Origin of the sequence: Escherichia sp. TC-EC600-tetX4, from assembly GCF_019356055.1 — a bacterium.
In the GTDB taxonomy this organism is placed as follows: domain Bacteria; phylum Pseudomonadota; class Gammaproteobacteria; order Enterobacterales; family Enterobacteriaceae.
Genome location: NZ_CP079924.1, coordinates 3,852,511 through 3,876,115 on the forward strand (window position 1 = coordinate 3,852,511; position 23,605 = coordinate 3,876,115).

Consider the following 23,605-nt stretch of genomic DNA (forward strand, 5'->3'; position numbering starts at 1 on the left):
TATTTAGTGACCTAAGTCAATAAAATTTTAATTTACTCACGGCAGGTAACCAGTTCAGAAGCTGCTATCAGACACTCTTTTTTTAATCCACACAGAGACATATTGCCCGTTGCAGTCAGAATGAAAAGCTGAAAAATACTTACTAAGGCGTTTTTTATTTGGTGATATTTTTTTCAATATCATGCAGCAAACGGTGCAACATTGCCGTGTCTCGTTGCTCTAAAAGCCCCAGGCGTTGTTGTAACCAGTCGACCAGTTTTATGTCATCTGCCACTGCCAGAGTCGTCAGCAATGTCATGGCTCGTTCGCGTAAAGCTTGCAGTTGATGTTGGTCTGCCGTTGCATCACTTTTCGCCGGTTGTTGTATTAATGTTGCTAATTGATAGCAATAGACCATCACCGCCTGCCCCAGATTGAGCGAAGGATAATCCGCCACCATCGGCACACCAGTAAGAACGTCAGCCAACGCTAACTCTTCGTTAGTCAACCCGGAATCTTCGCGACCAAACACCAGCGCGGCATGGCTCATCCATGAAGATTTTTCCTCTAACAGCGGCACCAGTTCAACTGGCGTGGCGTAGTAATGATATTTCGCCCGACTGCGCGCAGTGGTGGCGACAGTGAAATCGACATCGTGTAACGATTCAGCCAATGTCGGGAAAACTTTAATATTATCAATAATATCACCAGATCCATGTGCGACCCAGCGGGTGGCTGGCTCCAGGTGTGCCTGACTATCGACAATCCGCAGATCGCTAAACCCCATCGTTTTCATTGCCCGCGCCGCTGCCCCAATATTTTCTGCTCTGGCGGGTGCGACCAGAATAATCGTTATACGCATATTGCCACTCTTCTTGATCAAATAACCGCGAACCGGGTGATCACTGTCAACTTATTACGCGGTGCGAATTTACAAATTCTTAACGTAAGTCGCAGAAAAAGCCCTTTACTTAGCTTAAAAAAGGCTAAACTATTTCCTGACTGTACTAACGGTTGAGTTGTTAAAAAATGCTACATATCCTTCTGTTTACTTAGGATAATTTTATAAAAAATAAATCTCGACAATTGGATTCACCACGTTTATTAGTTGTATGATGCAACTAGTTGGATTATTAAAATAATGTGACGAAAGCTAGCATTTAGATACGATGATTTCATCAAACTGTTAACGTGCTACAATTGAACTTGATATATGTCAACGAAGCGTAGTTTTATTGGGTGTCCGGCCCCTCTTAGCCTGTTATGTTGCTGTTAAAATGGTTAGGATGACAGCCGTTTTTGACACTGTCGGGTCCTGAGGGAAAGTACCCACGACCAAGCTAATGATGTTGTTGACGTTGATGGAAAGTGCATCAAGAACGCAATTACGTACTTTAGTCATGTTACGCCGATCATGTTAATTTGCAGCATGCATCAGGCAGGTCAGGGACTTTTGTACTTCCTGTTTCGATTTAGTTGGCAATTTAGGTAGCAAACATGCAGACCCCGCACATTCTTATCGTTGAAGACGAGTTGGTAACACGCAACACGTTGAAAAGTATTTTCGAAGCGGAAGGCTATGATGTTTTCGAAGCGACAGATGGCGCGGAAATGCATCAGATCCTCTCTGAATATGACATCAACCTGGTGATCATGGATATCAATCTGCCGGGTAAGAACGGTCTTCTGTTAGCGCGTGAACTGCGCGAGCAGGCGAATGTTGCGTTGATGTTCCTGACTGGCCGTGACAACGAAGTCGATAAAATTCTCGGCCTCGAAATCGGTGCAGATGACTACATCACCAAACCGTTCAACCCGCGTGAACTGACGATTCGTGCACGCAACCTACTGTCCCGTACCATGAATCTGGGTACTGTCAGCGAAGAACGTCGTAGCGTTGAAAGCTACAAGTTCAATGGTTGGGAACTGGACATCAACAGCCGTTCGTTGATCGGCCCTGATGGCGAGCAGTACAAGCTGCCGCGCAGCGAGTTCCGCGCCATGCTTCACTTCTGTGAAAACCCAGGCAAAATTCAGTCCCGTGCTGAACTGCTGAAGAAAATGACCGGCCGTGAGCTGAAACCGCACGACCGTACTGTAGACGTGACGATCCGCCGTATTCGTAAACATTTCGAATCTACGCCGGATACGCCGGAAATCATCGCCACCATTCACGGTGAAGGTTATCGCTTCTGCGGTGATCTGGAAGATTAATCGGCTTTACCACCGTCAAAAAAAACGGCGCTTTTTAGCGCCGTTTTTATTTTTCAACCTTATTTCCAGATACGTAACTCATCGTCCGTTGTAACTTCTTTACTGGCTTTCATTTTCGGCAGTGAAAACGCATACCAGTCGATATTACGGGTCACAAACATCATGCCGGCCAGCGCCACCACCAGCACACTGGTTCCCAACAACAGCGCGCTATCGGCAGAGTTGAGCAGTCCCCACATCACACCATCCAGCAACAACAGCGCGAGGGTAAACAACATGCTGTTGCACCAACCTTTCAATACCGCTTGCAAATAAATACCGTTCATTATCGCCCCAATCAGACTGGCGATTATCCATGCCACGGTAAAACCGGTATGTTCAGAAAGCGCCAGCAAGAGCAAATAAAACATCACCAATGAAAGCCCCACCAGCAAATATTGCATTGGGTGTAAACGTTGCGCGGTGAGCGTTTCAAAAACAAAGAACGCCATAAAAGTCAGTGCAATCAGCAGAATGGCGTACTTAGTCGCCCGGTCAGTTAATTGGTATTGATCGGCTGGCGTCGTTACTGCGACGCTAAACGCCGGGAAGTTTTCCCAGCCGGTATCATTGCCTGAAGCAAAACGCTCACCGAGATTATTAGCAAACCAGCTGCTTTGCCAGTGCGCCTGAAAACCTGACTCGCTAACTTCCCGTTTGGCTGGTAGAAAATCACCTAAAAAACTGGGATGCGGCCAGTTGCTGGTTAAGGTCATTTCGCTATTACGCCCGCCAGGCACCACAGAAAGATCGCCGGTACCGCTTAAATTCAGGGCCATATTCAGCTTCAGGTTCTGCTTCCGCCAGTCCCCTTCAGGTAAAGGGATATGCACGCCCTGCCCGCCTTGCTCTAACCCGGTGCCGGGTTCAATGGTCAGCGCCGTTCCGTTAACTTCAGGCGCTTTCACCACACCAATACCACGCGCATCCCCGACGCTAATCACAATAAATGGCTTGCCTAAGGTGATATTTGGCGCGTTGAGTTCGCTAAGACGCGAAACATCGAAATCGGCTTTTAACGTTAAATCACTGTGCCAGACCTGACCGGTATAAATCCCTATCTTGCGTTCTTCCACGTTCTGATTGCCATCAACCATCAATGACTCAGGTAACCAAAAATGGATAAAACTTCGTTTCCGCTCCACGGTTTTATCCTCTTCCTGCACCGTATAAAGCTCGGTCACAGGAATAGCGATGAGCGGCCCAACGAGTTTTTGCGGCCCGCTGGTACTTTGGCGAATCGCATCTTCCACATCGCTACGGTAATCAGCACGTTCGACAATCACCTGCCGAATCAGCATTATCGGAATTAACAACAGCAATACTGCACCAAACAGGCTAGTCATTTTCCAGAACAGGGGGGATTTCAACATAGTCTTCTCCTTTGCAATGGCAGCAGGATACGAAGACTATGTGGGAAGAATTTGAAGCTATGTGAAGTGACGGTGAAGTCGAAGCGAGGCCAGCACGCCACCTTCCTGCACGTTGCGCAGCGTGACTTCGCCGTTAAACAAACGGGCGACCTCACTGACGAACGCCAACCCCAGACCGCTGCTTTTTTGCCCATTTGCACGAGGCAAAGAGTAAAAGCGTTCAAAAATACGTGAAAGCGCGTAGTCAGGAATACCACTACCGGTATCCAGCACCTTAAGCGTGACGTGTTCCTGATCCACTTCGGCGCTTAGCGTGATGCAACCGCTCTCGGGGGTAAAATCGATGGCGTTATCCAGTAAATTTCCCAGCGCCTGCTCCAGTAACGCCGGTTCAGCAGCAACGTTAACCTCGGTGGGCGTAACATGCAGAGTGATTTTTTTTTCTGCCAACTGCACGGTGCGCGCTTCGCTGACGCGGCGGAATAATGCCGCCACATCAACAGCAGTCAGAACGACTTCCTGACGATTCTCCAGTCTTGCCTGGCGTAGTAACGTTTCTACCAATGCCTGCATACGCGCATTTTGCGTCAGAATGTTGTCAGTAAAACGAGCCACCACTTCCGGCGGCGGACCTTCGCGTAAAATTTCCGCCGCTCCACGAATCGCCGCCAGTGGGCTTTTTAGCTCATGAGTTAATGCGTAAACATACTGCTCAATATAGTTTTTCCCTTCCAGCTTCACGCGCATACTTTCCAGCGCCTGCGCGAGTTTACGCAACTCGCTACTACCGAGATCGGGGAGAGGAACGGGCTTATTGTCAGTGACGGAATCAGCATAGCGAGTGAGCCGGGCAATAGAGCGGTTGATCCACCAAACCATGCCTGCGCCAATCACCAGTGCAATCCCCAACAAAATGGCGCTGGCCCATAAAATTCGCCGCTCGCTACGCTTAATGACCGGAGCCATCGCCGCGTTCGGTTTGCCTACGCTCAAAACGCCAATAAGCCGCGAGCCGTCCATAATCGGTGCGGCAACATACATCACAGAACTTTCGGGATCGGCAGGATTTTGCAACGTGCTGCGCGCACCATACTGACCACGCAACGTTAGCCAGACGTCATTCCAGCGCGAATAATCCTGTCCAACGGCTTTATTTGCCGAATCGAACAATACTTTGCCCTGCGCATCGGTCATATAGACATGATATTCATTGCGCACTTTGTTAATGCCACCGATATTGGCGCGAAACGGGGGATGTTGTAGCTGATTAAACGCCTGCGCCAGTTGCCCATGCGTTGGGTCCCCAGAGAGCAAATCGGGACGCGCCAGCTCCGCCAGCAACGTTGCGGTGTCGATCAACGTCCCCTCCGTTGCTCTTCGCACGCCCGGTTTAACTTCTTTGACAAAAATGGCCAGTACGAACCAGGCTGCCACCGCCACCAGTAAAAAATAGCCCAGCAACAACCGCATGCCGATACGCATTACAGGCCCCTCAGGCTATATCCCATGCCGCGATGAGTATTAATCGGTGAAAGATCGGGGTTGATGGCGCGCAGCTTGGCACGCAGCGTTTTAATGTGGGTATCGACGGTGCGATCGTAGGTGTCCTGCGCATCTTCCCATACGCTATCCATCAGTTGCTGGCGGGACCAGACGCGGCCCGGTGACTTGAGTAACGTCTTCAACAATAAAAACTCATACCGAGTCAGCGCTAATGGCGTGTCAAACCAGCTGATCTGCGCCGCGGGTTCATTCAATTCAAAATGTCCAATACGGATGACGGGAGACGGCGTCGAGAACTTCTTCACCCGACGCAGTAAGGTGCGCACCCTGGCGCACACTTCGCGGGGTGAAAACGGTTTAGCCACGTAGTCGTCAGCACCAATTTCCAGCCCAAGCAGGCGATCGACCTCTTCACTTCGGGCCGTCAGGAACAGTACAGGTAACGCCGGATGGAGCGCCAGTAACTGGCGGCACAATTCAAAGCCGCTAATATCCGGCAGACCAACATCGAGAATCATGACGTCGGGTACCTGCTTGCGAGCTTTATCCAGCACCGGCAAGCCTCGCTCAAAGACCTCGACGGCAAAACCTTCCTGCTGCAACATGTAGACCAGCGTGTCGGCTATCCCTTGCTCATCTTCCACTAACCAGACCGTTTCCCGTTGCATAAATCGCCTCTGTTATTGCCGCCACGGCATGACAGGAACCGCGCTAATCGCGTTTTTCGGCGAACCTTCTACAACTTTGTCGGAGTAAGCCAGATAAGCGAGCGCGTTGCGTTTGGCATCATAAAAGCGCACGACCTGTAACGACTTAAAGACCAGGGACGTGCGTTTTTTGAATACTACCTCGCCCTGAGCTTTGCCGTTTTTAATACGATCCGACAGTTCAATCGGCCCGACTTGCTGACAAGAAATGGCCGCATCGGAGGTATCTTCCGCCAGACCCAATCCCCCTTTAATACCACCGGTTTTCGCCCGGCTCACATAACAGGTGACATTTTTCACATCGGGATCATCAAAGGCTTCCACAACAATTTTGTGATCCGGGCCGATCATTTTAAATACGGTGTCGACCGAACCAATCTCTTCTGCATGAGCCAATGGCCCCAGCATTATCAGGCTTAAAGACAGGATCAAATGCTTGTATTTCATATTGTTACCATTTTTATCTATTACACGAGCAATTAGTTCGTCACGGTAAATAACATATTGATTAAGAACAAAATCTCAATACTTTTATTTCCGTCAAGCCCTAAAACATACTCTACTAAGAAAAAAACACTGAATGCTAAAACAGCAAAAAATGCTATTATCCAATTACCTGATGTCAGGTGCTCGTTGTTGAAAGGATGAGGATATTTTATGGATCAGGCCGGCATTATTCGCGACCTTTTAATCTGGCTGGAAGGTCATCTGGATCAGCCCCTGTCGCTCGACAATGTAGCGGCGAAAGCAGGTTATTCCAAGTGGCACTTACAGAGAATGTTTAAAGATGTCACTGGCCATGCTATTGGCGCGTATATTCGTGCTCGTCGTTTGTCGAAATCGGCGGTCGCACTACGCCTGACTGCGCGTCCGATTCTGGACATCGCGCTGCAATACCGCTTCGACTCTCAACAGACATTTACCCGCGCATTCAAGAAGCAGTTTGCCCAGACTCCTGCACTTTACCGCCGTTCTCCTGAATGGAGCGCCTTTGGTATTCGCCCGCCGCTACGCCTGGGTGAATTCACTATGCCAGAGCACAAATTTGTCACCCTGGAAGATACGCCGCTGATTGGTGTTACCCAGAGCTACTCCTGTTCGCTGGAGCAAATCTCTGATTTCCGCCATGAAATGCGTTATCAGTTCTGGCACGATTTTCTCGGCAACGCGCCGACCATTCCGCCGGTGCTCTACGGCCTGAATGAAACGCGTCCGAGTCAGGATAAAGACGACGAGCAAGAGGTATTCTATACCACCGCGTTAGCCCAGGATCAGGCAGATGGCTATGTACTGACGGGGCATCCGGTGATGCTGCAGGGCGGCGAATATGTGATGTTTACCTATGAAGGTCTGGGAACCGGCGTGCAGGAGTTTATCCTGACGGTATACGGAACGTGCATGCCAATGCTCAACCTGACGCGCCGTAAAGGTCAGGATATTGAGCGATACTACCCGGCAGAAGATGCCAAAGCGGGAGATCGCCCAATTAATCTACGCTGTGAACTGCTGATTCCGATCCGTCGTTAACGCTGCAGCTCATCTAATGCAGGGGCGTCCAGATGCGAGATGTCCCCTGCGGTTTCAACGACCCAGCCAGACGCCAGCCACAGGCTTTCCTGATAATCCACGCGCGAAATAGAACAGTTACGCAGACGTAAGCGGCGCTCTGCCCATGCTGGTAATCCGAGAATCGTACTCACCAGGCATCCCAGTGCAATACCATGACTCACCAGCAGCGGTCGGCTTCCCTGCGGTAAGTCCCGGCAAGATTCCAGTGCCGCATTGACGCGATCGCTGAGCTCCTGCATTGACTCGCCTTCAGGAATACGCCCGTCAACGGTGCCATTGACCAGCTGCCGACGCCAGTTCTCTTCTTCTTCGGTCAGAGAATCGATATGTCTTTTTTCCAGCACACCCATGTTTAATTCACGCAGGCGAGAATCAAAGATGATGTCACAGCCGCAGGCCTGGGCGATGATTTCCGCCGTACGCCGGGTGCGTCCTAAATCGCTACTGATGATATGCGTAATGCCAAGCTCTTTGGCACGGGTTGCCACCTGCATCGCCTGTTGCTCACCTTTGGCGGTCAGCGGGCTGTCAGACTGGCCCTGAATACGTCGCTCGGCGTTCCACTGCGTTTCACCGTGGCGGACTAGGTATACCTGTAACATGCTTTTTTTCCGTATACTGCTGTAACGTTAATTTTCTGAGTAATGCTGATTATGCACCAAGTTGTCTGTGCGACCACCAATCCCGCTAAAATTCAGGCCATTCTGCAGGCATTTCACGAGATCTTCGGCGAAGGATCCTGCCATATTGCATCCGTTGCCGTCGAGAGCGGTGTACCGGAACAGCCCTTTGGCAGTGAGGAAACGCGCGCTGGCGCACGAAATCGGGTAGCCAATGCCCGCCGTTTACTTCCAGAGGCTGATTTTTGGGTGGCGATTGAAGCTGGCATCGATGGTGACAGCACTTTCAGTTGGGTGGTGATTGAAAACGCCAGCCAGCGCGGCGAGGCGCGTTCGGCTACTTTGCCGTTGCCTGCGGTGATTCTGGAAAAAGTGCGTGAAGGTGAGGCGCTTGGTCCCGTGATGTCGCGTTATACCGGTATTGATGAGATTGGTCGTAAGGAAGGGGCGATCGGCGTGTTTACCGCCGGGAAACTCACTCGCGCCAGCGTCTATCACCAGGCGGTGATCCTGGCGCTGAGTCCGTTTCATAATGCCGTGTATTAAGCGCCTGATGCGACGCTGCCGCGTCTTATCATGCCTACCAAACATATTGAAATTACGGGTATTTGTAGGACGGATAAGGCGTTCACGCCGCATCCGGCATTCGGTGCACGATGCCTGATGCGCCACGTCTTATCAGGCCTACAAAATCAATCGCTTTTCAGCAACACCTCTTCCAGCCACTGGCGCAGCTCGACGGGCGCGGCTTTCAGGCTGTTAGATCCACGCGTAATCGTCGCGATGCCTGCGCCGAGTTCATTTTTTAACTCACGCTGGCTCATTTCGCCGCGCAACAGCTCTTCGACAATACGCACGCGAGTCCCCAACGCTTCGCGCTCATCTGGCGTCAGCATCAGGTTTAACAACGGTAAATGGAGATCGTTTTGGTAGGCATTCTTAAGCAGGTCGACAAAACGTAACCACTCCTGGTGACGCTGTTCTGCCATCGCTGCTGAATAGGGTGATTGTTGGGCCATAATATGTCGCCATTGTTAGCGGGGGAAGCAAAATGCCTCCCCCGGTTGTACTCGCTAAAGAGTACGATAGCATATCATAAACGTGCGGATCAGTAACGACGTCCCCATTCCGTGGCGCTCATCAACGTCGGTTTATCCCCCATGAAATAGCGGTAGTAAGCGTCATAAGCCAGCACGTTCTTCACATAACCGCGCGTCTCGGAGAATGGAATACTCTCGACAAATGCCACTGCGTCGATACGCCCGGCGCTGTTGCCAAGCCAGGTTCGCACCCGCCCTGGTCCGGCGTTATAAGCTGCTGAGGAGAAAATACGATTATTGCCAAACTGCTGATAAACATATTGCAGGTAACTGGTGCCAATGTTGATATTCGTTTCCGGATCCAGCAATTGCCCAGGACTGCTATAACCGGGAATAGAGAACATCTTCACCGTATGGGTCGCTGTACCAGGCATAATCTGCATCAAGCCGCTGGCCCCTACCGGTGATTTCACTTTCGGATTCCAGGCGCTCTCCTGACGAGCAATCGCCATCGCATAGCTTTGCGGGATCTCCTTACCGCTGGTGTAGCGTTTGAAAAGATCGTTGTAAGCCAGCGGGAATCGCTCTTCCAGATGATCCCACAGCTTCCCGGCGATCGTTGCCTGAACGCTAAGATCCCACCATTGGTTGTTGAAAGCATACCGCGCCAGTTGAGCCTGCTCTGTTTTTGACTTGCTCTTCACCAGATTGGCCCACTCGCTACGCGCGGTATTATCGAGATTCCAGTACATCAACTCGCGCACGCGCGCCATCTCCGGCCCCTGAGTCAGGGCGCTGTCAACATTCTGCGGCGCTTTATCAATCTTCAGCTCATACTCTTCGCCGATGCGTTGTGCTGCAACCATCGGGTAGAAACCACGCTGTTGCATGAGTTGATGCAAAATCTCTTTTGCTTCAGCTTCACGTCCGCGTTCCAGCAATAAATCCGCCTGCCAGTAACGCCATTCATCTTTCTCTTTCGCTTCCATAGGCAGACGCGCCAGCCAGGTATTCAGGCCGCGACGATCGCCGGTGCCAAGCGCCATTCGTACACGGCGTTCAATAAGCGAAGTAGATTGCGAGCGCATAATGGCGTCATCGCGCCATTTCGCCTGCTCGTCGGTGACATCGTTGCCCATCAAACGCCAGGCGACGATATCGCGCAGCTCCTGAATCTGATCTTCATTAAGCTGCTGCGCCTGGGCAAGCGATGGGATCATCAGCCGTGCATTCTCAGCATCCTGCCGCGCCACACTGGCAAACGCCACCGCCGCCATTTGACGGGTAAAATCGGTCGCGCCAGTTGTACGCGCGAAGGTCAGTACCGTATTAGGGTTGTTCGCCAGTGAAATGATTGCCGAGGCGATAGTCTGGTAATCGGCAGGCATCTGCCCTGCCAGCACTGTTACCAGGCCTGTGTTACCCGCTTTCATCGCCAGACGGATACGCTCTAAATACGCCAGCGGATCTTGTTTACCTGACGCACGCCAGACGCTAAATAACTTGTCACAGGCGTTAGGCTGGCTCTTGCCGGTTAGCCACAGCTCTTTCGCCCCTTGCCAGGCTTCTTCACTCTGCCCGGTGTTCCATTTCGCATAGTAGTAATTACATTGCGCTTCGGTAGTTCCGGGCTTTTCCGGGCTAAAGGCTAACAAGCCACGCCAGTCTTCACGCCGCGCCAGTTCATTGACGAAACGAGATTGCAGCGTGCGAGCGGGAGGAAGCGTGGGGTTAGCGCGAACAAAGTTAGTGACCGTCACCGCCGGTTGATTCATCAGATCATCGGTGATCTGGCGGTATTCCAGGTAGGGATAAAGCGGATAATCCTTCAGTCCAGGCATCATTTGTTCGACCACATCCATTTGTCGATTATCCCAGGCCTGCTTGATTTGCGCGTAACGACTACGCTGCTCATCCAGTGAGTCGGCTCGCGCCACGCTGCTGACCGTCAGCAGACAGACACCGGCAGCCAACAGCCGCCAGGTAACTTGTTTGGCTTTTTCCACAAGCGCATCCTCTAAGTGTAAATACATCAATGCAGCGTCATGCCGCGTAATAGATTTATGCTAACCAGTCATTGCCGTTTACGCCACGTTACGGACACTTTTTTACTTTTACTGCGAGGGTGATCGACCGGCTGGGATTAGGCGGGGAAAAAGGCTACACTTCGCCTTTGAAAACTCATTATCACGATAAACATAGAGGCGAAGTCCAACGTGGCTCAATTCGTTTATACCATGCATCGTGTCGGCAAAGTTGTTCCGCCGAAACGTCATATTTTGAAAAACATCTCTCTGAGTTTCTTCCCTGGGGCAAAAATTGGTGTCCTGGGTCTGAATGGCGCGGGTAAGTCCACCCTGCTGCGCATTATGGCGGGCATTGATAAAGACATCGAAGGTGAAGCGCGTCCGCAGCCAGACATCAAGATTGGTTATCTGCCGCAGGAACCGCAGCTGAACCCGGAACACACCGTGCGTGAGTCCATTGAAGAAGCGGTTTCAGAAGTGGTTAACGCCCTGAAACGCCTGGATGAAGTGTATGCGCTGTACGCCGATCCGGATGCCGATTTTGACAAGCTGGCCGCTGAACAAGGCCGTCTGGAAGAGATCATTCAGGCTCACGACGGTCATAATCTGAACGTACAGCTGGAGCGTGCGGCGGATGCGCTACGTCTGCCGGACTGGGACGCGAAAATCGCTAACCTCTCCGGTGGTGAACGTCGTCGCGTAGCGTTGTGCCGCCTGCTGCTGGAAAAACCAGACATGCTGCTGCTCGACGAACCGACCAACCACCTGGATGCCGAATCCGTGGCCTGGCTGGAACGCTTCCTGCACGACTTCGAAGGCACCGTTGTGGCGATTACCCACGACCGTTACTTCCTCGATAACGTTGCAGGCTGGATCCTCGAACTTGACCGCGGTGAAGGTATTCCGTGGGAAGGTAACTACTCCTCCTGGCTGGAGCAGAAAGATCAGCGCCTGGCGCAGGAAGCTTCACAAGAAGCGGCGCGTCGTAAGTCGATTGAGAAAGAGCTGGAATGGGTACGTCAAGGTACTAAAGGCCGTCAGTCGAAAGGTAAAGCACGTCTGGCGCGCTTTGAAGAACTGAACAGCACCGAATATCAGAAACGTAACGAAACCAACGAACTGTTTATTCCACCTGGACCGCGTCTGGGCGATAAAGTGCTGGAAGTCAGCAACCTGCGTAAATCCTATGGCGATCGTCTGCTGATTGATGACCTGAGCTTCTCGATCCCGAAAGGAGCGATCGTCGGGATCATCGGTCCGAACGGTGCGGGTAAATCGACCCTGTTCCGTATGATCTCTGGTCAGGAACAGCCGGACAGCGGCACCATCACTTTGGGTGAAACGGTGAAACTGGCGTCGGTTGATCAGTTCCGTGACTCAATGGATAACAGCAAAACCGTTTGGGAAGAAGTTTCCGGCGGGCTGGATATCATGAAGATCGGCAACACCGAGATGCCAAGCCGCGCCTACGTTGGCCGCTTTAACTTTAAAGGGGTTGATCAGGGTAAACGCGTTGGTGAACTCTCCGGTGGTGAGCGCGGTCGTCTGCATCTGGCGAAGCTGCTGCAGGTTGGCGGCAACATGCTGCTGCTCGACGAACCAACCAACGACCTGGATATCGAAACCCTGCGCGCGCTGGAAAACGCCCTGCTGGAGTTCCCGGGCTGTGCGATGGTTATCTCGCACGACCGTTGGTTCCTCGACCGTATCGCCACGCACATTCTGGATTACCAGGATGAAGGTAAAGTTGAGTTCTTCGAAGGTAACTTTACCGAGTACGAAGAGTACAAGAAACGCACGCTGGGCGCAGACGCGCTGGAGCCGAAGCGTATCAAGTACAAGCGTATTGCGAAGTAATGCGTAAAATGCCGGATGCGGCGCGAACGCCTTATCCGGCCTACAAAACCAGCAATTTCAATACGTTGTAAAACTGTAGGCCTGATAAGACGCGGTAAGCGTCGCATCAGGCATTGAGCACCGAATGCCGGATGCGGCGTGAACACCGTTTCCGGTCTACAACAGCCTTAGCATCCTCAATTTCGTGGCGGGTCACCCGTGCAGGTTTTTTCAAACCTTGTTTAATCTCGACAGCCTCTTCCAGAGAGGTTTTCAACTCATCAAAAAAACTCATTTTATACCTCGCCTTTGAGCAGTTTCATCACGGTTATCTCTGCTCCCCCATCATCTCCCGCACCAGTTCCACGCAGCGCAGGAAACGACTGTCGTAATCTTCCTCTTCAACCCGCACAAATTCGATATTGTTCTCTTCGAGCATCTCCACCAGCAAGTTCTGGAACTCTTTGCGATCCACCGAACTGCCGAGGCTGCGTAAACCATCCGCCACCCACGGCGTGTTGTTCTCCAGCAGGATCACCAGATCGAAACGGTATTCATCAATCAGCGCCTGCACGAACGGATGTTCCCGCCCTTCGTACTTTTTGCAGAACGCCTGAGTGGTGACAAAATCGGTATCGATAAATGCCACTTTATTGGCATATTTCACCGCAAAATCAATGTATTGAGCGTGGCCCAGCGCGATTTTATCGTAGTCAGAATACTGCAATGCGATCTCATCACCGCCGAGGTGTGAAAAGACATAATCGCGGCCATATTCCCACGCACTGGTGGTGTTGAAGATATTGGCAAGTTTGTTTACCAGGGTGGATTTACCGCTCGACTCGCCGCCAAGGATCGCCACGGTACGCACAAAAAACGGCTTCACTTCGGTAGGAATATATTCCCAGTAGCGGAACGGGTTTTCGCGGATCTGCGCACCGCTGATACTCATAAAGGTACGTTTCGGATCGACCAGCACCGTCTCGATCCCCAGATGTTCCATATACTGTGGCGCATCGGCTTCTTCCGAGGTGTAGATCAGATCCGGCTGGATCCCTTTTTCAGCCATAAACTTTTTGATGCCGTTGCTCCACACATCCCAGCCGTGCGGATACGGCTCCATGCCCTCTTCGTTGAAAGCATGAATGCGAATATTTTTCTGATATTTAAAAGTTTGCAATAACCAACGCAGACGATCCGGCACGGTCGGCTGCTGCGACATGGCACTGTCTTCGAACAACGCGCGGTCACGGGTATCGTCAAAACCCATAATGATATGCAGCTCGTCAACCTGGCTACAGGCGCGCTGGATAAGGTAGATATGTCCGGTATGCAGTGGGTAGAACTTACCGAATACGACACCGATCGTTTTCTTCTGCCGGGGAAACTCAAGCCCCAAAAAACGGTGCAACGCCTCCAGCTTTTGCGCGCTGGGGCTTTTGATTTTGGCATTCAGTAACTGGCTTAAATACCCTTTGGTCATACCGCTGGCATCAGCTACCTGCTGTAGCGTGCAGCCCTGTTGCTTGATGGCAGTTTTCAGGTAATCAAATGACGACATATCTCCCTCCGTATATCTCATTATAAGTCGTCGAACACGCTAAGCGCGTCGGAGAGTTTTTTAACGCCAAAAATCTGCATCCCTTCCGGCGCTTTTTTCGGCACGTTAGCCGCCGGAACAATCGCCCGGCGAAAACCGTGTTTCGCCGCTTCAGAGATTCGTTCCTGACCGCTGGGCACCGGGCGGATCTCCCCTGCCAGCCCGACTTCACCAAACACCACCAGATCCTGCGGCAGCGGTCTGTCGCGCAGGCTGGAAACCATCGCCAGCAGTAACGCTAAGTCGGCACTGGTTTCGGTTACCTTCACGCCGCCGACCACGTTCACAAACACATCCTGATCGGCCATTTGCAGACCACCGTGACGGTGCAACACAGCCAGCAGGATTGCCAGACGGTTTTGTTCCAGCCCCACTGCCACGCGGCGTGGGTTCGCCATCATCGAGTGATCGACCAGCGCCTGAATCTCCACCAGCAGTGGACGCGTTCCTTCCCATACCACCATCACTGAGCTACCGGAGGTCACTTCATCGCCGCGACTTAAGAAAATTGCCGAAGGGTTGCTGACTTCACGCAGCCCCTGTTCGGTCATCGCGAAGACGCCCAGCTCATTCACCGCGCCGAAGCGGTTTTTATGGCTGCGCAAGGTGCGAAAACGGGAGTCGGCATCGCCATCCAAAAGCACCGAACAGTCGATACAGTGTTCCAGCACTTTCGGGCCAGCCAGCGAACCATCTTTGGTTACGTGCCCCACCATGACAATCGCCACACCGCGCGTTTTGGCGAAGCGTGTCAAATAAGCCGCCGTTTCACGCACCTGCGCCACGCTACCAGGCGATGACTGTACATCCGCCATATGCATCACCTGGATCGAGTCAATTACCATCAGCTTCGGTTGCTCTTCTTCGGCAATCAGGCAGATCTGTTCGATGCTGGTTTCCGACAACATATTGAGATTGTCAGTCGGCAGGCCAAGGCGATGAGCGCGCATTGCCACCTGTTGCAGCGACTCTTCGCCGGTGACATACAGCGTTTTCATCTGCTGGGCCAGTTTGCACAGCGTTTGCAGTAGCAGCGTGGATTTCCCCGCACCAGGGTTACCGCCAATCAGAATGGCACTTCCTGGCACCACGCCGCCGCCTAGTACGCGGTCGAACTCTTTAAATCCGGTGGAAAAACGCGGCAGCTCTTCAAGGCTGATATCGGAGAGTTTCTGGACTTTTGCCACCCCGGCGCTACCGGCATAGCCGCTGAGACGCTCGTTACGCGCCACCATTGGCGACGCAGCAAGACGCACCTCGGTGATGGTGTTCCAGGCATGACAGGCACTGCACTGCCCCTGCCAGCGCGGATAATCGGCCCCGCATTCATTACAAACAAAGGCGCGTTTTGGAGCTTTTGCCACGGTGTACCTCGTTAATGCTGTGCCGCCCGCAGGATGGCGGGCGAGCAATTACTTCTGATTCAGGCTGCCTGAGAGGATGCAGAATACCCCCATCAGGTCAGCGTGACGGATGGTGACTTCCGCCTTTTCATTCACTTTTGGCTTGGCATGGTAGGCAATCCCCAGCCCTGCCGCTTTGATCATCGGCAGGTCATTGGCTCCATCGCCAATCGCCACGGTCTGCGCCAGCGGGATTTCATACTCCTGCGCGAGGCGAGTCAGAGTTTTCGCTTTGTACTGCGCGTCTACGATGTCGCCGATCACATTGCCGGTAAATTTACCGTCCATGATCTCCAGTTCATTGGCTACCACGGCGGTCAGGCGCAGCTTGTCGCGCAGGTATTCAGCAAAGAAAGTAAAGCCGCCGGAGGCAATCGCCACTTTCCAGCCCAGCGTTTCCAGCTTGAGCACCAGTTGCGTTAAGCCTGGCATCAGCGGCAGATTTTCACGCACCTGTTGCAGAATATTGGCGTCAGCGCCTTTCAGCGTCGCCACACGGCTGCGCAGGCTGGCGGTAAAATCGAGTTCGCCGCGCATCGCCCGTTCGGTTACTTCCGCCACCATCTCGCCCGTTCCGGCCAGTTTGGCAATTTCATCAATACATTCAATCTGGATGGCGGTGGAGTCCATATCCATCACCAGCAAACCCGGCGTGCGCAGGTGCGGGATTTTCCCCAGCGGGGCGACATCCAGCTGCGCTTCGTGGGCCAGGCGTGTAGCCCGTGCGGTGAGTGAACCTGCCAGACGAATCACCTGATAATCTTCCACGCACCAGGCGGCAACAATCACCATCGCCGCACCCAGTTTGCTCTGGTATTGGGTCAGACGTTGTTTATCCAGCCCACGACCATACAGCAGCCAGCCGCTACGACCTGCGTGGTAATCCAGTGGCATCACTTCATCACCACTTAATGAAAGAGGCAGACCCGGCCATAAAGAGACATCTTCAGGCAGGTCGCACCAGGTAATGTTAGGCATTAAGGCTCCTGTAAAATCGTTCGAAGCAGGGAAAATAACGCATGAGGCTACCTTGTATCCATTGCTTCTGGCAACATTAAGTCTCAAATTTTCAAAGGGTGGAAGATGGCTCGCACAAAACTGAAATTCCGGCTGCATCGGGCAGTGATTGTCCTGTTCTGTCTTGCCTTGTTAGTGGCGCTGATGCAGGGAGCGTCATGGTTTAGTCAAAACCACCAGCGACAGCGTAATCCACAGCTGGAAGAACTGGCCCGCACCCTGGCGCGTCAGGTGACGCTGAACGTTGCACCGCTGATGCGTACCGACTCACCGGATGAAAAACGCATTCAGGCGATCCTCGATCAGTTAACGGATGAAAGCCGTATCCTCGACGCGGGTGTGTATGACGAACAAGGCGATCTTATCGCACGTTCTGGCGAAAGCGTCGAAGTGCGCGACCGGCTGGCGCTCGACGGTAAAAAAGCAGGCGGCTATTTTAACCAGCAGATTGTCGAGCCAATTGCGGGTAAAAACGGACCGCTCGGCTATCTGCGCCTGACACTCGACACCCATACGCTCGCCACCGAAGCCCAACAGGTGGATAACACCACTAACATTTTACGCCTGATGTTGCTGCTCTCACTGGCAATCGGTGTAGTGCTGACCCGCACGCTGCTACAGGGTAAACGCACCCGCTGGCAGCAATCGCCCTTCCTGTTAACCGCCAGCAAACCGGTGCCGGAAGAGGAAGAAAGCGAGAAAAAAGAGTGACCCATTACTACAAGAAAGGAAATCGTTATGTCCACATTACGCCTGCTCATCTCTGACTCTTACGACCCGTGGTTTAACCTGGCGGTGGAAGAGTGTATTTTTCGCCAAATGCCCGCCACGCAGCGCGTTCTGTTTCTCTGGCGCAATGCCGACACGGTAGTAATTGGTCGCGCGCAGAACCCGTGGAAAGAGTGTAATACCCGGCGGATGGAAGAAGATAACGTCCGCCTGGCGCGGCGCAGTAGCGGTGGCGGCGCGGTGTTCCACGATCTCGGCAATACCTGCTTTACCTTTATGGCTGGCAAGCCGGAGTACGATAAAACTATCTCCACGTCGATTGTGCTCAATGCGCTGAACGCGCTCGGCGTCAGCGCCGAAGCGTCCGGACGTAACGATCTGGTGGTGAAAACCGTCGAAGGCGACCGCAAAGTCTCAGGCTCGGCCTATCGCGAAACCAAAGATCGCGGCTTCCACCACGGCACCTTGCTACTCAATGCCGACCTCAGCCGCCTGGCAAACTATCTCAATCCGGATAAAAAGAAACTGGCGGCGAAAGGCATTACGTCGGTACGTTCCCGCGTGACCAACCTCACCGAGCTGTTGCCGGGGATCACCCATGAGCAGGTTTGCGAGGCCATAACCGAGGCCTTTTTCGCCCATTATGGCGAGCGCGTGGAAGCGGAAATCATCTCCCCGAACAAAACGCCAGACTTGCCAAACTTCGCCGAAACCTTTGCCCGCCAGAGTAGCTGGGAATGGAACTTCGGTCAGGCTCCGGCATTCTCGCATCTGCTGGATGAACGCTTTACCTGGGGCGGCGTGGAACTGCATTTCGACGTTGAAAAAGGCCATATCACCCGCGCCCAGGTGTTTACCGACAGCCTCAACCCCGCGCCGCTGGAAGCCCTCGCCGGACGACTGCAAGGCTGCCTGTACCGCGCAGATATGCTGCAACAGGAGTGCGAAGCGCTGTTGGTTGACTTCCCGGAACAGGAAAAAGAGCTACGGGAGTTATCGGCATGGATGGCGGGGGCTGTAAGGTAGTTACCCGCCCATGCGGGCAACTTTCTCTTCGATTTGCCGGATTTTTTCCGGCATTTCTTGCGCAATGTGGCGAAACGCCTCGCTGATACGCGGATCTCTGGCGACCGTTTGCCAGAACTGCTGCGCCAGCGGGATCGCCGTTAACCAAGCGCTTTTACTGACGTTAAGATCAAACTTCACCTCAATGGCAGCATCACGCAGCATTCCAGCGCTGTTTGGTGCATAGACCATCGGCAGCATGTCGTAGACGGGCGTCAGCGCAAATGGCGGTTCAGATAAATAAAACGATAAATTACCTGCGTGCATATCGCTGTTGGCGATAAGTCGCCCAAATGCCCAGATCACTTCTGTTTGCGCCACGCTCTGGTGAGTGACAAGTTGTTGCTCACACAAACGGCGCATTGCCTGCGGCCACGATCCCGGAGAAGAGATAAACTCACTCTGCACCGCCTCCAGCGACACAATAGGCAAGCGACCATCGTTACCTTTGCAGTCAAAGCGTTCCGCTTCGAGGAATACCTGCCTGTTACTTGTTACAAGCACCGTTGACTCGATGGCGTGGATCCCACCGTCACGCAGGATTTGCGCGGCAATAGATTCAGCAATTAGCAGGTCACCCCAACGTTGGCTGACCGCGGTTTGCTGTGGTACGGTGAATTTCACCAACACATGTTTATTGCCTGACGGCGTTTGTGCATAGTAGGTAAATTTTGGCTGCTCGCCGCCCGCAGAAGAACCCACAATTTCTCCTGCCAGTGCATCACTTGCCAGCTGTTCGTAATGGGTGAGTTTTTGATCCAGAGGAATTTCCGCAGGGTGTTGTGCAGTAATCCATCGCTGATAATTCCCCTCCCCGACCAACCAACCGCCAGTATATTCACCGTTAAATACGGTCAGGGCGTAGAGCACATCTTCTTCCTGCCAGAGACGTATATCATCAGTCAGATTCAGTTGCGCGGCTAACTTCCTGCCCCACGCGCGCCCTAAAAAGCCCTGCGGTCGGAGATCGGTCAAATACCAGGGCAAACCATCAAACCACTGTTCGTCGCCATCTGCGCCTGTTACCAGACAACTTCCCTGCGGCCAGCACAACCGGATGTCGGCGAATTTATGCGCCTTTCCGGTATCGTCCACCCGCCAGACGGGAATACGCTCAATTCCGCGATAAGGACGCAGCAGTGCATATCGCGTTGCCCGTGCTTTACCAAAGCGAATCACCCGATCTTCTCTGGCAACAAGGCGTGAGAACGTCGCCTGACTGATTGCCAGACGCTGGCGCAATTCCGGGGCAGAACGCGGCCCTTGCAGTAAAAGATCAGTCAGCTCGCTCATTAATGAATAGATTCGTGAATAGATACTTGAATAGATTTATTAACACATTTCACTGAAAAGTATAGCGAAAATATTCAAGCTGGAGAGAAAAATGAATAGATACTAAAAAGCCGGAGCAGTCTCCCGCTCCGGCTTCACAAGGCAATCGCCTTGCAGCGAAACACAATTACTCTTTATCGCCCAGCAGAACGGATTCCAGTGCGATTTTGATCATGTCGTTGAAGGTAGTCTGACGCTCAGCGGCAGTGGTCTGCTCGTGAGTGCGGATGTGGTCAGATACGGTGCAGATGGTCAGGGCTTTCGCGCCAAATTCTGCAGCGACGCCGTAGATACCAGCCGCTTCCATTTCCACGCCGAGAATGCCGTATTTTTCCATCACGTCGAACATTTCGCCGTCCGGAGAGTAGAACAGGTCAGCGGAGAACAGGTTACCCACGCGAGCATCAATACCCAGTGCTTTAGCTGCATCTACTGCGTTACGCACCATGTCGAAGTCAGCGATAGCGGCAAAGTCATGGTCTTTAAAACGGATGCGGTTAACTTTGGAATCGGTGCAGGCACCCATACCGATAACGACGTCGCGCAGTTTTACGTGCGGCAGAACTGCGCCACAGGAACCCACGCGGATAATTTTCTTCACGCCGAAATCGGTGATCAGTTCTTTGGTGTAGATGGAGCAGGACGGGATACCCATACCGTGACCCATTACGGAAATTTTGCGGCCTTTGTAAGTACCGGTGAAGCCCAGCATACCGCGAACGTTGTTCACTTCACGGGCATCTTCAAGGAAAGTTTCAGCAATATACTTCGCACGCAGCGGGTCGCCTGGCATCAAAACTACGTCAGCGAAATCGCCCATTTCTGCATTAATGTGTGGGGTAGCCATTGTTTTATCCTTTTTGTGACATAACAAAGGCGGAGTCAACGCTCCGCCCAAATCCATCAGAACATGGCTTTGCCATATTCCATATCAGAAGTACCAAAATATTTTGCCAGAGTCTGGCCGATATCCGCGAAGGTTTCACGATGACCCAGTGAGCCCGGTTTTACTTTCGGGCCATATACCAGTACCGGAATGTGTTCACGCGTGTGGTCAGTACCGGTCCAGGTCGGATCGCAACCGTGGTCAGCGGTGAGGATCAGGATGTCGTCATCGCGCAGCAGAGACATCAGCTCCGGCAGACGGCGGTCGAACAGTTCCAGACCCGCGGCATAACCGGCGACGTCGCGACGGTGGCCCCAGGAAGAGTCGAAGTCAACGAAGTTGGTGAAGACGATGGTGTTATCACCCGCTTCTTTCATCTCTTTGATGGTGGCGTCAAACAGCGCGTCCAGGCCAGTCGCTTTCACTTTTTTGGTGATACCGCAGTTGGCGTAGATGTCCGCAATTTTACCGACAGAAACCACCTGGCCGTGTTTTTCATCAACCAGTTTCTGCAGCACGGTCGGTGCTGGCGGCTCAACAGCCAGGTCGTGACGGTTACCGGTACGCTGGAAGTTACCGGCTTTGTCGCCGATAAACGGACGAGCGATAACACGACCGATATTGTAGCCGCCGTTGGTCAGCTCTTCACGGGCGATTTCGCACAGTTCGTAGAGTTTATCCAGACCGAAAGTTTCTTCATGGCAGGCAATCTGGAACACGGAGTCAGCGGAGGTATAGAAAATCGGCTTGCCGGTTTTCATGTGCTCTTCGCCCAGTTGATCCAGAATGACCGTACCGGAAGAGTGGCAGTTACCGAGGTAACCCGGCAGATTAGCGCGTTCGACCAGTTTATCCAGCAGCTCTTGCGGGAAGCTGTTTTCGTGATCGGAGAAATATCCCCACTCAAACAGAACCGGGACACCGGCAATTTCCCAGTGACCAGACGGGGTATCTTTACCGGATGACATTTCGTGCGCCCATGCGTACGCGCCGATAACTTCAGCGTTGCCGTCCATTCCCGCCGGAATGAAACCGGTAGAACCTTCGTGTGCTTTCGCCAGCCCCAGACGGGTCAGATTTGGCAGATTGAGCGGGCCTTTACGACCGTTATCAGCTTCGCCTTTGGCACAAGCTTCTGCGATATGACCCAGGGTGTCAGCCCCGACGTCACCAAAGCGTTCTGCATCTTCTGTAGCGCCGATGCCGAATGAGTCCAGCACCATAATAAATGCACGTTTCATATGTTCTCCGTACTCAGTGCTTCAAATTTAAATGATCAGATCAGTATACCGTTATTCGCTGATACGGCGATAGACAGTTGGTGTGCTTTCCGGTGCTTTATCGGCAAGTTTAATTGCCGCTTTCACCGCTTTCGCCGCTTCCTGCCAGTTGTTTTCGTCTTTCGCGTGGATAACCGCCAGCGGACGCTGACCGTCTACCTGGTCGCCCAGACGCGCCATATCAGTAAAGCCGACGCTGTAATCGATGGTGTCAGATGCCTGACGGCGTCCGCCGCCCATTGCAACCACTGCCATCCCCAGCGCGCGGGTATCCATTTCACTGACAAAACCTTCGGTATCAGCATAGACTGCTTTCGTCAGCATCGCTGTCGGCAGATACTTCGCGTAGTTCTCAACGAAGTCGGTCGGGCCTTTTTGTGCCGCTACCATACGACCAAAGACTTCTGCCGCTTTACCGTTGTCCAGCACCGCCTGCAATTTCGCGCGCGCTTCGGCGTCATCTTTCGCCAGTTTGCCGGAGATCAGCATCTCCACGCACAGCGCCATCGTGACATCAAACAGACGCGGGTTACGATATTCACCCGTCAGGAACTGCACCGCTTCACGAACTTCAACCGCGTTACCTGCACTGGAGGCCAGTACCTGATTCATGTCGGTGAGCAGCGCGGTGGTGCGCACGCCAGCGCCGTTAGCCACGCCAACAATCGCTTCGGCAAGGGCTTCAGAGAGTTCGTAGGTCGGCATAAACGCGCCGCTACCCACTTTCACGTCCATCACCAGCGCGTCCAGACCTTCCGCAAGTTTCTTCGCCAGAATAGAGGCGGTGATCAGCGGGATGGAGTCCACGGTTGCGGTAATATCACGGGTCGCGTAGAAACGTTTATCAGCCGGAGCCAGTGAACTGGTCTGACCGATAATCGCCACGCCGACGTCTTTAATAATTTCGCGGAAACGGTTGTCATCCGGGAAAATGTCGAAGCCAGGGATGGATTCCAGTTTGTCGAGCGTACCGCCAGTATGACCGAGGCCGCGACCAGAGATCATCGGAATATAGCCGCCGCAGGCTGCGACCATCGGCCCCAACATCAGCGAAGTCACATCGCCGACGCCACCGGTGGAGTGTTTATCAACAATCGGGCCATTCAGATGCAGGCTTTTCCAGTCGAGAACGGTTCCTGAATCTCGCATCGCCATGGTCAGCGAGACACGCTCAGGCATTGTCATATCGTGGAAGAAAATGGTCATCGCGAGGGCGGCAATCTGCCCTTCGGAGATAGTGTTGTCGCGAATACCGTTGATAAAGAAACGAATTTCTTCATCGCTCAGCGCATGACCATCACGTTTTTTACGAATAATTTCTTGTGCGAGAAACAAGGTAACCTCCCGAGGAAAAGAGTATGAGGCGGCTTTTGCCGGATGCGTCTA

At 52.8% G+C, this 23,605-nt stretch carries 22 protein-coding genes and 1 pseudogene; 6 read left to right on the top strand and 17 right to left on the bottom strand.

The window, feature by feature from the left end; genetic code table 11:
• Positions 1-154 precede the first annotated feature (154 nt).
• Positions 155-841 (bottom strand): tRNA/rRNA methyltransferase, encoded by a 687-nt coding sequence (locus tag KXD89_RS18695; protein WP_001223132.1) that lies wholly within the window; start codon positions 839-841, stop codon positions 155-157.
• 399 nt (positions 842-1,240) lie between these two features.
• Positions 1,241-1,381: a protein YjjY gene (gene yjjY, locus KXD89_RS18700; RefSeq protein WP_001303782.1), complete on the bottom strand. Its 141-nt coding sequence runs from the start codon at positions 1,379-1,381 to the stop codon at positions 1,241-1,243.
• A gap of 95 nt (positions 1,382-1,476) precedes the next feature.
• Here yjjY and arcA point away from each other — a divergent pair, with 95 nt between their 5' ends.
• Positions 1,477-2,193 carry a two-component system response regulator ArcA gene (gene arcA / locus KXD89_RS18705; protein WP_001194358.1) on the top strand — a complete coding sequence of 239 codons (717 nt, stop codon included), beginning with the start codon at positions 1,477-1,479 and terminating at the stop codon, positions 2,191-2,193.
• A 59-nt stretch (positions 2,194-2,252) separates the two neighbouring features.
• Here the strand turns inward: arcA and creD are convergent, their stop codons facing one another.
• From creD to creA, 4 genes are read right to left on the bottom strand one after another with little or no spacing between them, the layout of a single operon-like run.
• The gene (creD, locus tag KXD89_RS18710) at positions 2,253-3,605 is read right to left on the bottom strand and encodes a cell envelope integrity protein CreD (protein WP_000920294.1); all 1,353 of its coding nucleotides are present in this window, start codon (positions 3,603-3,605) and stop codon (positions 2,253-2,255) included.
• Positions 3,606-3,662: 57 nt separating this feature from the next.
• A complete protein-coding gene (gene creC, locus KXD89_RS18715) occupies positions 3,663-5,087 on the bottom strand; it encodes a two-component system sensor histidine kinase CreC (RefSeq protein WP_001219559.1) in 1,425 nt (474 codons plus the stop codon).
• Positions 5,087-5,776, bottom strand: a complete 690-nt coding sequence (creB, locus tag KXD89_RS18720; RefSeq protein WP_001188654.1) for a two-component system response regulator CreB — start codon at positions 5,774-5,776, stop codon at positions 5,087-5,089. Before creB ends, creC begins: the two co-directional genes overlap by 1 nt.
• Positions 5,777-5,788: 12 nt before the next feature.
• Positions 5,789-6,262 (bottom strand): protein CreA, encoded by a 474-nt coding sequence (gene creA / locus KXD89_RS18725; RefSeq protein WP_000875487.1) that lies wholly within the window; start codon positions 6,260-6,262, stop codon positions 5,789-5,791.
• A 210-nt stretch (positions 6,263-6,472) separates the two neighbouring features.
• Between creA and robA the strand changes: the two genes are divergently transcribed.
• Complete coding sequence (gene robA, locus KXD89_RS18730; RefSeq protein WP_000371666.1) at positions 6,473-7,342, top strand: MDR efflux pump AcrAB transcriptional activator RobA; 870 nt, start codon at positions 6,473-6,475, stop codon at positions 7,340-7,342.
• Here robA and gpmB read toward each other — a convergent pair.
• Positions 7,339-7,986 (bottom strand): 2,3-diphosphoglycerate-dependent phosphoglycerate mutase GpmB, encoded by a 648-nt coding sequence (gpmB, locus tag KXD89_RS18735; protein ID WP_000942344.1) that lies wholly within the window; start codon positions 7,984-7,986, stop codon positions 7,339-7,341. The two genes, robA and gpmB, sit on opposite strands and share 4 nt — an antisense overlap.
• Positions 7,987-8,037: 51 nt before the next feature.
• Between gpmB and yjjX the strand changes: the two genes are divergently transcribed.
• Positions 8,038-8,550 carry an inosine/xanthosine triphosphatase gene (yjjX, locus tag KXD89_RS18740; protein ID WP_001338221.1) on the top strand — a complete coding sequence of 171 codons (513 nt, stop codon included), beginning with the start codon at positions 8,038-8,040 and terminating at the stop codon, positions 8,548-8,550.
• A gap of 146 nt (positions 8,551-8,696) precedes the next feature.
• Here yjjX and trpR read toward each other — a convergent pair whose 3' ends face one another.
• Together trpR and sltY are read right to left on the bottom strand one after the other, a co-directional pair.
• Entirely contained in the window at positions 8,697-9,023 is a 327-nt protein-coding gene (trpR, locus tag KXD89_RS18745; protein ID WP_000068679.1) for a trp operon repressor, read from the bottom strand.
• 89 nt (positions 9,024-9,112) lie between these two features.
• A complete protein-coding gene (sltY, locus tag KXD89_RS18750; RefSeq protein WP_000409451.1) occupies positions 9,113-11,050 on the bottom strand; it encodes a murein transglycosylase in 1,938 nt (645 codons plus the stop codon).
• A 210-nt stretch (positions 11,051-11,260) separates the two neighbouring features.
• Here sltY and ettA point away from each other — a divergent pair, with 210 nt between their 5' ends.
• Positions 11,261-12,928, top strand: a complete 1,668-nt coding sequence (gene ettA / locus KXD89_RS18755; RefSeq protein ID WP_000046749.1) for an energy-dependent translational throttle protein EttA — start codon at positions 11,261-11,263, stop codon at positions 12,926-12,928.
• A gap of 160 nt (positions 12,929-13,088) precedes the next feature.
• Here ettA and nadS read toward each other — a convergent pair.
• From nadS to serB, 4 genes and pseudogenes are all read right to left on the bottom strand, one after another.
• A pseudogene (gene nadS / locus KXD89_RS18760) lies at positions 13,089-13,202 on the bottom strand (NadS family protein); the annotation flags it as partial.
• Between the two features lie 33 nt (positions 13,203-13,235).
• Positions 13,236-14,468 carry a multifunctional transcriptional regulator/nicotinamide-nucleotide adenylyltransferase/ribosylnicotinamide kinase NadR gene (gene nadR, locus KXD89_RS18765; protein ID WP_000093814.1) on the bottom strand — a complete coding sequence of 411 codons (1,233 nt, stop codon included), beginning with the start codon at positions 14,466-14,468 and terminating at the stop codon, positions 13,236-13,238.
• Between the two features lie 20 nt (positions 14,469-14,488).
• Positions 14,489-15,871 (bottom strand): DNA repair protein RadA, encoded by a 1,383-nt coding sequence (radA, locus tag KXD89_RS18770; protein ID WP_001029687.1) that lies wholly within the window; start codon positions 15,869-15,871, stop codon positions 14,489-14,491.
• A gap of 48 nt (positions 15,872-15,919) precedes the next feature.
• A complete protein-coding gene (serB, locus tag KXD89_RS18775; protein WP_001132955.1) occupies positions 15,920-16,888 on the bottom strand; it encodes a phosphoserine phosphatase in 969 nt (322 codons plus the stop codon).
• A 105-nt stretch (positions 16,889-16,993) separates the two neighbouring features.
• On the opposite strand from serB, the gene KXD89_RS18780 reads away from it, so the two are divergent.
• Both KXD89_RS18780 and lplA read left to right on the top strand, forming a co-directional pair.
• Entirely contained in the window at positions 16,994-17,638 is a 645-nt protein-coding gene (locus tag KXD89_RS18780) for a YtjB family periplasmic protein (RefSeq protein ID WP_000124615.1), read from the top strand.
• Between the two features lie 27 nt (positions 17,639-17,665).
• The gene (lplA, locus tag KXD89_RS18785; protein WP_000105884.1) at positions 17,666-18,682 is read left to right on the top strand and encodes a lipoate--protein ligase LplA; all 1,017 of its coding nucleotides are present in this window, start codon (positions 17,666-17,668) and stop codon (positions 18,680-18,682) included.
• Here lplA and yjjJ read toward each other — a convergent pair whose 3' ends face one another.
• From yjjJ to deoA, 4 genes are all read right to left on the bottom strand, one after another.
• On the bottom strand, positions 18,683-20,014 hold the full coding sequence (gene yjjJ, locus KXD89_RS18790) for a type II toxin-antitoxin system HipA family toxin YjjJ (RefSeq protein WP_001293115.1): 1,332 nt from the start codon (positions 20,012-20,014) through the stop codon (positions 18,683-18,685).
• A 166-nt stretch (positions 20,015-20,180) separates the two neighbouring features.
• Positions 20,181-20,900, bottom strand: a complete 720-nt coding sequence (gene deoD, locus KXD89_RS18795) for a purine-nucleoside phosphorylase (protein ID WP_000224877.1) — start codon at positions 20,898-20,900, stop codon at positions 20,181-20,183.
• Between the two features lie 56 nt (positions 20,901-20,956).
• Positions 20,957-22,180, bottom strand: a complete 1,224-nt coding sequence (gene deoB / locus KXD89_RS18800; RefSeq protein WP_000816471.1) for a phosphopentomutase — start codon at positions 22,178-22,180, stop codon at positions 20,957-20,959.
• Between the two features lie 51 nt (positions 22,181-22,231).
• Entirely contained in the window at positions 22,232-23,554 is a 1,323-nt protein-coding gene (gene deoA / locus KXD89_RS18805; RefSeq protein WP_000477807.1) for a thymidine phosphorylase, read from the bottom strand.
• Positions 23,555-23,605 lie beyond the last annotated feature (51 nt).